Below are 11,332 nucleotides of genomic sequence, written 5' to 3' on the forward strand. Positions count from 1 at the left end.
CCCTATGAGCAATACCGTTCAAATCAAAGTGCCGGACATCGGCGACTTCAAGGAAGTGGAAGTCATCGAAGTGCTGGTTGCCGTGGGCGACACGATCAAGGCCGAACAAAGCCTGATCACCGTTGAGTCGGACAAGGCCTCGATGGAGATCCCGGCGTCGCAAGGCGGCGTGGTGAAGTCCATTGCCGTCAAGGTCGGCGACAAGGTTGCCGAAGGCGCGGTCGTGCTGGAAGTGGAGGCATCGGATGCCGCCGCCGCGCCCGCCGCCAAGGAAGCCCCGGCCAAGGATGCCCCCAAGGCTGCCGAAGCCCCCAAGAAGGCCGAAGCCGCCGCGGCGCCGGCCGCCAAGGCTGCCGCACCCGTCGCGTCCAGCTTCAAGGGTTCGGCCGACGGTGAATACGACATGCTGGTGCTGGGCGCGGGCCCCGGCGGCTATTCCGCCGCCTTCCGCGCCGCCGACCTGGGCCTGTCCGTGGTCCTGGTCGAACGCTACGCAACGCTGGGCGGCGTCTGCCTGAACGTGGGCTGCATTCCGTCCAAGGCGCTGTTGCACAACGCTGCCGTCATCGACGAAGCCCGCGAGCTGGCTGCCCATGGCATCAGCTTTGGCGAGCCCAAAATCGATCTGGACAAGCTGCGCGGCTACAAGGACAGCGTGGTCGCCAAGCTGACCGGTGGTTTGGCCGGCATGGCCAAGGCCCGCAAGGTCACCGTGGTGACGGGCGTGGGCGAATTCGCCGACCCCTACCACCTGACCGTGACGTCCGCCGACGGCAAGAGCCAGACGCTGCGCTTCAAGCAAGCCATCATCGCCGCCGGCAGCCAGTCGGTGAAGCTGCCGTTCATGCCCAAGGACGACCGCGTCGTCGACTCCACCGGCGCACTGCTGCTGCGTGAAGTACCCAAGAAGATGCTGATCGTGGGCGGCGGCATCATCGGCCTGGAAATGGGCACGGTGTACTCCACGCTGGGCGCACGCCTGGACGTCGTGGAAATGCTGGACGGCCTGATGCAAGGCGCCGACCGCGATCTGGTCAAGGTCTGGCAAAAGAAAAACGCCTATCGCTTCGACAACATTATGTTGAAGACGAAGACCGTGGGCGCCGAAGCCAAGAAAGACGGCATCTACGTCACCTTCGAAGGCGAGGGCGCGCCCAAGGAACCGCAACGCTACGACCTGGTTCTGCAAGCCGTGGGCCGCAGCCCCAACGGCAAGAAGATCGGCGCCGACAAGGCCGGTATCGCCGTGACCGACCGCGGTTTCATCGAGGTCGATCGCCAGATGCGCACCAACGTGCCGCACATCTACGCCATTGGCGACATCGTCGGCCAGCCGATGCTGGCGCACAAGGCCGTGCACGAAGGCCACGTGGCAGCGGAAGCCGCCGCCGGGCAGAAGTCGTTCTTTGACGCCCGCGTCATTCCGTCGGTGGCTTACACCGATCCGGAAGTGGCATGGGTGGGCCTGACCGAAGACGAAGCCAAGAAGCAAGGCATCAAGATCGAGAAGGGCGTGTTCCCGTGGGCAGCCTCCGGCCGCGCCATCGCCAACGGCCGCGACGAAGGCTTTACCAAGCTGATCTTCGACGCGGAAACGCATCGCATCCTGGGCGGCAGCATCGTGGGCACCCACGCCGGCGACCTGATCAGCGAACTGGCCCTGGCCGTGGAAATGGGCGCCGACGTCGTCGACATCGCCAAGACCATCCACCCGCACCCGACGCTGGGTGAATCGGTGGGCATGGCGGCGGAAGTGGCCGAGGGTGTGTGCACGGACTTGCCGCCGATGAAGAAGAAGTAATTGCCGGTGGGGCGGCTTGGCCGCCTCACGCAAGCCACGCAACGGCAAACAAAAAGCGCCGGCCCTGTTCAGGGTCCGGCGCTTTTTTATCGGCCGGCCGCGCAGGTGGGCGGCGCCGTGGAACTGAATGCGTGCGCGTCAGGCCTGGGTATTGATGCGCGAACCCAGTTGGCTATCAATCGCCATCGGCGCCACGGACTGCATCAACGTTGCGACCGTATCGGCTTGCGCGTTCAGCGCCTTCTTAAGCACGGTGGCCTGCACTTCCTGGACCACATTCGCGTCCTTCAAAGCCAGCGCGGTGTTGACGGTGTTGTTGATGGAATCCATGGTGTGTGTCCTTGTGGAGGAAAGCGTGTGGCAGGCAATACGGCTAAGCCGATGCGGCCTGGCCAAAAGAAACATGTCGCATTATTACGCAGGTTTGCGGCTTTGGTGCAAAGAATTGTCGGTGGTTTGCGTGGCTGGGATGTGACAGCGTGGGGGCGTAATTGGGTGCGCGGATTGGTGAGTGGGTTGATGCCTGGCTGGGTGCCTGACTTGATACCTGACTTGATTCCGACTTGATGCCTCAGCTGATCCCTGAGTGCGTGCCGACCAAGGTAGGAATAGCCAAGCCAGACTGATCAAAGTCAGGGTCGGGCAGGGCATTCCTTGACGACGCCCCAGCCCTGGTTCGGCTCGCAAAACTGCCTGCGTGCTTCCCAGGCGCAATCCGGCCGTTCAAAAAAGCCCAACTCAGCGCAACGCGCCAATTCGCCCTGCAAGGTGTCAACCCAGGCCAAGGGGTTAACAGCCGGAATCTCGGTGATGCGCAGCGCGGACTTCGGCGCGGTTGATGTCGCGGGTGATGCGGCGCTTGGCGTTATGTTGGATGCGGCCGCTGCTGTCGCGATTGACGCTTCGTTTGATGCGCCGCTCGGTGCGCTATTTGATGCGCTATTTGTCGCTTCGTTTGTCACCCCATTAGTCGCTCCGTTTACCGCTTCGTTTAGCGCTTCGCTCGACGACGGTTCCCCATGCGGCACAGACGGCACCTCGGCAGGCAGCCCGTCTGAAGACGGCGCACGCTGCAAGTTTGGGGCCGGCACAGGCGTTGACCCCGCCGTTTCCCAATCGCTGGGGGAGCCATCGGCGGGTTGCAGCGGCAAACGTGTCAGCGGCACGCGGCCCGAACTAGCAGGCGTCGCGTCAGGGCCGGTGATGCCGTTGTTCGGCGCGTTCCACGACACCACAAGCAGCACCAGCGCGGCATAGATGGCCAGGGTGTACAGCACGGTCAACGTGGCCGAGCCAACCCGGCGCCCGGTAATCGGCGCATCATCGTCACGGCCCAGCAAGGCGCGCCAGCCAACCAGCGCCGCGCCTGGTGCGGAAATAAGCGCCCAGCCGATACGGCGTATACAGCTCGGCTCGGGCTGGGGCTGTGGGGAGGGCGGCGCAATGGCCTGCACCTGGGCGGCCAGCAATTCGCGCAACGCGCGGTTCTCTTCGCGCAGACGCCGAGTCTGCGCATCATCGACCGGTGCCGTGGCATCTGGATCCGTCGTGCTGTCGTGCTGCGTAGCGAAAGGATCGGGGGGCGTGGCGGTCATGGGGCTGAAAAATATAGATACAAAGGTGGTGCGACGGCAATTATGAAGTAAGCCGCAAGGACCTCAAAAGGGGAATAGCGTGGAAAAAGTGCGGTTTGGTGAGGTTTGGGCGTAGCGGCCGGTTGGATGCGGGCGACTTGGCCTGTCGGCGCGGGGCGTGGCCTACAGAGCGGAGCGGACCGCGCGGGGCCGCCTAGGCCGAACGAGACGAATGGGCCGCGTCATGCGACCAAGCCCATTCAAGCGCCGCTATCTTCGCGCCAGCCCAGCACCGTCATCGGGTTTCCGCCCTGTATCGAGAATGCCGCGACTTCGCCGCGCACAATCGTGCCCGCCGCAATCACGCAGCCCTCGTGCAGAATCGCCCCGTCCAGCAAGACGCAGTTGGCGCCGATCCAGACGTCGTCTTCAATCACGATGCCGCCCTTGCTGGGACGAAACCCCTGTTCACGGATCGGCAAGTCACGACGGCGGAACTCGTGGTTGGCGGGAGCGAACGTGCAGTTCGCCGCAACGGCCACGCGAGCGCCCATGCGGATGCCGTTGCCGGTGTAGAGCACGCAGCCGGAATTGATGACGCATTCCGGCCCGATCTCTACATCGCCCGATCCGCCCGCTGGCTTGATCTTGACGAAGGAATCCACCACGGCCCTGGGGCCAACCACGATGCGCGTGCCGCGCGTGGAATCCTCGATGTCGGCAAGCGGCGACACGCGCGCGGTGGGATCGATCAGAATCACAATGCCGCCTGGCTCGTCAGGCCTTGCGGCGCAGGAAGCCGTCTGGCGCGGACGTGACCAGCAGGCGGTCTTCCACCGAGCGGTCGATTTCAAACTCGGGGTGCTGCTTGATCCATTCCCACACCGCGGTCTTGGGGTTGTTGCCCTTGCCCCAGTGACGGCCCGGCCATTCGTAGTCGGCCGGCATGTCTTCCACGAAGGTGTCGAAGACCACGCAATAGCTGCCGACGCTGACCAGATCGGCGTAGGCATTCAGTTCCGCCAGCACGTGGTCATGCGTGTGGTTCGAATCCAGGCAGACCATGATGTTCTTCTTGCCCTCTGCATGCGCACGCACTTGCGCGATGGTCGCGGGATCAATGCTGGAGCCTTCGATCAGGTGGATACGCTGCGCCAGCGGATGGGCTTCGATGGCCTTGCGGTTGTGCTCGCGGATCTCGATGTCCACGCCCACCACTTCGCCCGCGCCCAGCAATTGCAGCATGGACGCCGACAGCATCAACGAGCCGCCGTGCGCAATGCCTGTTTCGATGATCAAGTCCGGCTTTACGGCCCAGATCAGCTCTTGCATGGCCATGGCATCCATGGGCAGTTGGATCAGCGGACGCCCGGCCCACGAGAAGTTGTTCATGTACTTGCGTTCCAGCGCCATCTGGCGCCACGCAATGGACAGCTCGCGGAATTCCTGGTCGGTGGCGAAGCCGGCAATGCGGGCCTGCTTTTCCTGGCGGTATTCGGGGTGCGCGTCGGGCGTGGTTTCAAGGTAGGACATTCAGATTCCTTTGTGCAGGCGGTACTGCGCCAGAAAATTCGGGAAATAGTCGGAGAAGGCGCGCGGCGCACCGCCGCAAAGCGCCTGGATGCGGCTTACGTCCACATCGGCAAAGGCCCATTCGGGTGCATCGGGCGCCACGTTGCAGCGGTAGCCCAGTGCTTGTTGCAACCAGTGGGCAACTTCGCGGTTGTCGACGCTTGCGCCATGCGCCACGTTGAAGATGCCGCTGGCGTCTTCTGATTGCGCAATGGCCAATATTTGCGACACCGCGTCGTCGATGTAGAGATAGTCTTTGCGCGAAGAAAGCGAGGTGCGCAGCGTAATGCCGTTGCCGCGCGCGCCTTCTTCCAGCAATTGGTCGATAAAGCTGTCGGGCGTATCGCGCAGGCCCACGATATTGGACAGGCGCGCCACTTTGGCGCCGCTGCGGCCACCATGCAGGCACAGCGATTCACCCATCAGCTTGGACAGGTTGTAGAGGTCGCTCGGGTCATTTGGGTTGACGGCAAGCATTGCGCTTTCGCGCGTATCGGCAGAGCCCGCGTAGACCCGGGTGCTGGACAGGTAGGTCAGGCTGTCGAAATTGCCGGCCGCAAGCAGGCTGCGCAGCAGGCAGACGTGCGCCTCCACGGTGTCCAAAGGCCGGCTGCGGAAATCCGAAGTCAGCCCAATGGCGTAGATGACGTGGCCCAAGGGGCGCGTCATCAAGCCAGGGTCCTGGCGAGGCGGCGCCTGGCAAGGCGGGCCGGCGGCGCGCAGGCGCGCGACCAGGTGCCGGCCGATGAAGCCCGCGGCGCCCAATACCGTGACCGGCTGCTTGTTCATTACTGCGCCGCGCTCTCGATGGACAGGGACGGGATGGCCGTAACCAGCTTGGCGTGCCATTCACGGCGCGCGTAGTCCAGTTGCGCCGACACCTCCGTCTTCAAGTTCCAGGGCAGGATCAGGATGTACTCGGGCTTGTCTTCCCGAAGCGTGGCTTCCGCGACGATGGGGATGTGGCTGCCGGGCAGGTACTTGTCTTGTTTGGCGGGGTTCAGGTCCACCACGTAGGCAAGCAGGTCGGGGCGCACGCCGGCGAAATTCAGCAGCGTGTTGCCTTTGGCGGCCGCGCCATACGCCGCGATGCGTTTGCCGCTGCGGCGCAGCTCCACCAGGAAGGCCAGCAGGTCGTTCTTGACCCGCTCTGCCTGTTCCTGGAAGCGCGAATAGAACGCGGGGCTGGTCATGCCGGCTTGCTGCTCTTCGGCCAGGGTGCGCGCCACGTCCGCGGTAACGTCATGCTTGCCGGTGTCCAGGCGTTGCGCAAAGACGCGCAGGCTGCCGCCGTGGGTGGACAGGGGTTCTACGTCGAACACCGCCAGCCCGTTGGCGGCGAAGATCCGCGACACGGCGGTCAGCGACAGGTACGAGTAATGCTCGTGGTATGCGGTGTCGAACTGGCTTTCCTGCACCATGCGCAGCAAGTGCGGGAATTCGAACGTGGCAACGCCCTGGGGCTTGAGCAGCGCCGCAAAGCCCGAGACGAAATCATTGATGTCCGGCACGTGCGCCAGCACATTGTTGGCGGCGATCAAGTCCGCCGCTCGGCCCTGTTCGGCCAACTCGTCACCAAGTTCCACGCCAAAGAATCGTTGCACGATGTCGATGCCGCGCTCGCGGGCGGCTTGCGCGGTGCTGGCGGTGGGTTCGACGCCATAGCAGGGGATACCGGCCGCCTGCACGTACTGCAGCAAGTAGCCATCGTTGGCGGCGATCTCGGTGACCATGCTGCCGGCGTTCAGGCCGAACCGGCCGATCATCTCGTCCACGTAGCGGCGCGAATGCGCCAGCCAGGAAGACGAGAACGAACTGAAATAGGCGTAGTCGTCGGTGAACAGCGCTTCGCGGCCGGCGTGGTCTTCGGTCTGGACCAGCCAGCACGTTTCGCACACCAGGATGCGCAGCGGAAACCAGGTCTCGGGGCCGCGCAGGGCGGTGGCGCTCAGGTAGGCGTTGGACGGGGGCGCGTGGCCCAGGTCCAGGAAGGGCAGGCGCAATTCAGCCTGGCAATGACGGCACTTCACAGTGCGACTCCCGGAAATGCAGGGTCCAGGCGGGGGTGTTGCTGATCACGCTCGGACACTTGGGTAAAGGGAAGGGGCCAGGCGATGCCCAGCCGGGCGTCCTGGAAATGCAGGCCGGCCTCGGATTGGGGCACATACGGCGCGGAATGGCAATAAAGCATGTCGACGTCATCGGTCAGGGTTTGAAAACCGTGAGCGAAGCCTTCCGGAATCAACAGCGCGCGGCCGTTGTCGGCGGACAGGCGTTCGGCATGCCACTGAAGAAAGGTGGGAGACCCCTGGCGCACATCCACGGCAACATCCCAGACGACGCCGCGGATGCAACTGACGAGCTTCATCTCGGCGTGGGGCGGCAGTTGATAATGCATGCCGCGAACGGTGCCGGCCTGGGCGGTGTAGGTATGGTTGACCTGTTCCATGCCCCCGGTCCAGCCGCAGGCTCGCAGGTCGGCGCCATCAAACAGGCGGGCCAGAAAGCCGCGCGCGTCGCCACGGGGATGGCGTTGCACGATCTTCAGGCCGGCCAGCGGCGTGTCGATAATGTCCAGGCTCATGGTCGGGCCTCGTACAAATCGATATCGGCGTTGGACAGCGCGCGCGCGTCTTCACCCGCGTCAAAGCGGCGATACCAGTCCATGCTGCGCGTCACAGCCTGCGCCAGCGGCCAACGCGGCGTGACTTGCAGCGTGGCGCGCGCCTTGGCCGTATCCAGGGTCAGCAGGCCTGCTTCATGCGGGCCGTCGATGTGCTCGGCATAGCGCGTGCGTCCGCGGCCATAGGCATCTTGCGCCAGGTCCACCACGGTACGCACCGCCGCCGCCTCGGCAGCGTCGGGGCCAAAATTGTAGGCATCCGCCAGGGCCGAGTCGGCCCACAAGGCTTGGGCCAGCGTCAGGTAACCCGCCAGGGGTTCCAACACATGCTGCCATGGCCGCACGGAATCCGGCCGCCGCACATGCAACTCGCCGTCGCGTTGCCAGGCGCGTACCGCGTCCGGCAGCAAGCGGTCCACGGACCAGTCCCCGCCGCCGATGACATTGCCCGCGCGCGCGGTTGCGACCGATACGCCTTGTGCGCGAAGGAAGGCGTCGCGGTACGACGCGATGACCAGTTCGCTAGCCGCCTTGCTGGCGCTGTAGGGATCGTGCCCGCCCAGTGTGTCGCTTTCGCGGTACGGGTAGGGCCATTCGTTGTTGCGGTAGACCTTGTCGGTCGTGACCATGACCGCCACACGCGCGGACGGCGTGGCGCGCAGCGCATCGAGCAGATGCGCCGTACCCATGATGTTGGTGGCAAACGTGTCCAGCGGCTGCGCGTAGCTGGGCCGCACCAAGGCCTGCGCGGCCAGGTGCAGCACGATCTCGGGCTGGGCGGCCACGACATGTTCACGCAGCGCGGCGGCGTCGCGGATATCGCAATAGCAGCTCTTGATCAGGTCGCCAATGCGGGCGGCTTGATACAGGCTGGGCTCGCTGGCGGGGGGCAGGGCGATGCCCGTAACCTGCGCGCCAAGGCGATGCAGCCACAGGGCCAACCAGCTTCCCTTGAAGCCGGTATGCCCGGTCAGCACGACGCGCTTGTCGCGCCAGAACGCGGCGCTGGGGTTCACCAGACTTTCCATGGCGCCTTGCCCGTGCTCCACAACGACTCCAGCAGGTTCTTTTCGCGCAGCGTGTCCATTGGCTGCCAAAAGCCCAGGTGTTCAAAGGCATGCAGCTCGCCGTCGCGGCTCAGCGACTCCAGCGGGCCGGCTTCCCAGGTCGTGTCGTCGTCATCGATCAAGGACAGCACGCTGGGCGACAGCACGAAAAAGCCGCCGTTGATCAGGCCGCCATCGCCACGCGGTTTTTCGGTAAAGCCGGTCACGCGGTCGCCGTCGCGGCGCAGCGCGCCATAGCGTCCGGGCGGTTGCACGGCGGTGACCGTGGCCGCCTTGCCGTGCTTGCGATGAAACGCAATCAGCGCGCTGATGTCGATATCCGCCACACCGTCGCCATAGGTAAAGCAGAACGCCTCGTCTTCCTTCACGTAGTCGGCCACACGCTTCAGGCGGCCGCCCGTCATGGTGGTTTCACCGGTGTCGACCAACGTCACGCGCCACGGCTCGGCCTTGCGCTGGTGCACTTCCATGCGGTTGTCGGCCATGTCGAAGGTCACATCCGACATGTGCAGGAAGTAGTTGGCGAAGTACTCCTTGATCATGTAGCCCTTGTAGCCGCAGCAGATCACGAAATCGTTCACGCCGTGGGCGGAGTACGTTTTCATGATGTGCCACAGGATGGGCCGCCCGCCGATTTCGATCATCGGCTTGGGGCGCGTGTGGGTTTCTTCAGAGATCCGGGTGCCCAGGCCCCCGGCAAGAATGATGGCTTTCATGCTTGGGATTCGCACCAGGTAGTGAACATGCCGCGCAGGGCGGCTTCGAACTTGCGGGCAAACGCGGGTTCGTCCATCAAGGGGCTGGCGTGCATCTCGGCGCGCAGATTGGCGCGGATGCGGGCCAGCGTCGGCAAGTCGCTGGCCAGGGCCACGACCTTCTGGATGTATTCCTCTTCGGTCTGGGCGATCCATTCCGGGCGGCCGATGCCGTTCAGGACGGAACTGCCGATGCGGCCGACGCTGGGGCGGTCGGCAAGCGTGATGTACGGCACGCCCATGTACAGCGTTTCGACCAATGTGACGCCGGAGTTGTGCGGAAAGCAGTCCAAGCCGATGTCCATGTTGCGCAGCACGTCCCAGGCGGGGCTGTGGCAGCCGACCATCAATCGTGAACGCTCGATCCCCTGTGCTTCAAAGCGGGCAATCAGGCGCTCTTGCATGGGGCCGTCACGGTAGCTGTTGCTGTCGACCACCAGGCGGCCTTGGGGCAGGCGCCGCAAGATTTCGGACCACACGCGAACCGTACGGTCATTCATGCGGATCGCGCGGGTCAGCGTGCCCAGCGTGACGTAGCCGTTGGTTTGCGCCGGCAGAGGGCCGAAGTCACCCATCGAGGCGCCCGGCCGGTAGATGAAGTTGCTTTGCGCAAGGCGCCAGGGCTTCTCGGAAAACAGGTGTTCACTACCCTTGGGCACCATGGCGGCGTCTGTCATGATGTAGTCGATGGCCGACAGCCCCGTGGTATAGCCAAAGCCCAACCAGGTCAGTGAGACCGGCGCAGGCTTGCGGGCGAAGGCGCCCAGGCGGTTGTCCGCAGTATGTCCGGCGACGTCGATCAGGATATCGATGCCATCGGCGCGGATGCGCTCGGCCAACTGCGCGTCCGTCAGCGTGGCCGTGGGCACCCAATGGTCGAAGTACGTTCTCAGGCGCGCGCTCGTGGCGTCCGGGCTGACCAGTTCGGCGTAGGCCGTCAACTCGAAATTGTCGCGATCGTGATGCGCGAACAGGGGCTCGATGAAGTAGTTGCCTGAATGTTGGCGGAAATCCGGCGATACATAGCCGACCTTCAGCTTGCGCTGCGGCCGCCGGTTGTTTTTGTGCGGCTTCCAGTTTGCCTGCAACGCCTGGCATAGATCGGTGTCGTAGTCGCGATAGGCTTCGAAGATTTGCTCGGCCGTGTGGCCGTCCGAATAGTTCAGCGCGAACAACAGGTTGTTGCGTGGCATCTTTTCGGTGGGAAACGCGGCCACGGTGTCGCGGGCCGCGTCAATTGCCGCCGCGACATCGCCAGCGTCGATCAGTGTTTTGCTCAGGTTGACCCGCGCCTTGCGGTGCATAGGGTTGAGCGAAATGGCTTGGCGATTGCTGGCTTCGGCTTCTTTGTAGCGGCGCTCGGTCGCCAGGCCGTCTGCCAGCGCCGAGTGGGCTTCCGCACTGGCGGGCGCCAGTTCTACGGCGCGGCGCCCGGCGCCGATGGCTTCGGAAGTGCGCCCCAGACGGGTCATCAACGCGCACAGGACCACATAGCTTTGCGGGTCAGCCGGGGCCAGTTTGATCATGTTGAGCGACGGCAAGATGGCGTCGTTCAAGCGGGCGGTGCTGAACAGCGAGATCGTCAGTGCCTCCCAGGCGTCCCAGAACTTAGGGGCGGTCTTGGTCAAGCGGCGCGCAACCGGCTCAGCTTCAAGATAGGCATGCCGAGTCATCAACTCGTGCAATTGCTTGGCTTGCGGAACGATCGCGGCGCCGGGGTTGGACTGATGACCGGATCGCGTCAGGATGCGAGCGTACAGGCTCAGGCAGGCTTGCGCGCCGACATACATGCCAAAAAGGGGTGCGATACCCCGTGTTCCTTGCAGCGTCGCGTGCAGCATGCGGCACCATGACCGGGGTGACCCTTGTACCAGGCCGTAGCGCTTGGCAAGCGAGAGAGTCTCCGCCATCTCGCCCAGGTCAACGGCCATCGCCCCCCC

The 11,332-nt window shown here is 64.2% G+C and carries 11 protein-coding genes; 1 reads left to right on the plus strand and 10 read right to left on the minus strand.

The genetic code is table 11. The features are described 5' to 3' along the window. Positions 1 to 4 precede the first annotated feature (4 nt). A complete protein-coding gene (gene lpdA / locus ACNPP0_RS11625) occupies positions 5 to 1,801 on the plus strand; it encodes a dihydrolipoyl dehydrogenase (protein WP_448705951.1) in 1,797 nt (598 codons plus the stop codon). Between the two features lie 138 nt (positions 1,802 to 1,939). On the opposite strand, the gene ACNPP0_RS11630 is transcribed toward lpdA, so the two are convergent. The 10 genes from ACNPP0_RS11630 to ACNPP0_RS11675 all read right to left on the minus strand — a co-directional run. After that, positions 1,940 to 2,131 carry a putative motility protein gene (locus ACNPP0_RS11630; protein WP_054426004.1) on the minus strand — a complete coding sequence of 64 codons (192 nt, stop codon included), beginning with the start codon at positions 2,129 to 2,131 and terminating at the stop codon, positions 1,940 to 1,942. Positions 2,132 to 2,433: 302 nt separating this feature from the next. After that, positions 2,434 to 3,396: a hypothetical protein gene (locus ACNPP0_RS11635; RefSeq protein WP_448705952.1), complete on the minus strand. Its 963-nt coding sequence runs from the start codon at positions 3,394 to 3,396 to the stop codon at positions 2,434 to 2,436. Positions 3,397 to 3,635: 239 nt separating this feature from the next. Next, on the minus strand, positions 3,636 to 4,136 hold the full coding sequence (locus ACNPP0_RS11640) for an acyltransferase (protein ID WP_448705953.1): 501 nt from the start codon (positions 4,134 to 4,136) through the stop codon (positions 3,636 to 3,638). A gap of 16 nt (positions 4,137 to 4,152) precedes the next feature. After that, the gene (locus tag ACNPP0_RS11645; RefSeq protein ID WP_259248575.1) at positions 4,153 to 4,908 is read right to left on the minus strand and encodes a cephalosporin hydroxylase family protein; all 756 of its coding nucleotides are present in this window, start codon (positions 4,906 to 4,908) and stop codon (positions 4,153 to 4,155) included. Continuing rightward, a complete protein-coding gene (locus ACNPP0_RS11650) occupies positions 4,909 to 5,736 on the minus strand; it encodes an NAD-dependent epimerase/dehydratase family protein (protein WP_448705954.1) in 828 nt (275 codons plus the stop codon). Then, positions 5,736 to 6,977 (minus strand): methyltransferase domain-containing protein, encoded by a 1,242-nt coding sequence (locus ACNPP0_RS11655; RefSeq protein WP_448705955.1) that lies wholly within the window; start codon positions 6,975 to 6,977, stop codon positions 5,736 to 5,738. The genes ACNPP0_RS11650 and ACNPP0_RS11655 overlap by 1 nt, the downstream gene beginning before the upstream one ends. Beyond that, entirely contained in the window at positions 6,974 to 7,531 is a 558-nt protein-coding gene (locus ACNPP0_RS11660; RefSeq protein ID WP_448705956.1) for a dTDP-4-dehydrorhamnose 3,5-epimerase family protein, read from the minus strand. The genes ACNPP0_RS11655 and ACNPP0_RS11660 overlap by 4 nt, the downstream gene beginning before the upstream one ends. Beyond that, the gene (gene rfbG / locus ACNPP0_RS11665) at positions 7,528 to 8,598 is read right to left on the minus strand and encodes a CDP-glucose 4,6-dehydratase (protein ID WP_448705957.1); all 1,071 of its coding nucleotides are present in this window, start codon (positions 8,596 to 8,598) and stop codon (positions 7,528 to 7,530) included. The genes ACNPP0_RS11660 and rfbG overlap by 4 nt, the downstream gene beginning before the upstream one ends. Then, positions 8,583 to 9,353: a glucose-1-phosphate cytidylyltransferase gene (gene rfbF, locus ACNPP0_RS11670; protein WP_277549415.1), complete on the minus strand. Its 771-nt coding sequence runs from the start codon at positions 9,351 to 9,353 to the stop codon at positions 8,583 to 8,585. Before rfbF ends, rfbG begins: the two co-directional genes overlap by 16 nt. After that, on the minus strand, positions 9,350 to 11,332 hold a 1,983-nt coding region (locus tag ACNPP0_RS11675; RefSeq protein WP_448705958.1), incomplete at its 5' end, for an O-linked N-acetylglucosamine transferase, SPINDLY family protein. The genes rfbF and ACNPP0_RS11675, both read right to left, overlap by 4 nt.

The sequence above is a fragment of the Achromobacter semiaridum genome, from assembly GCF_053543755.1.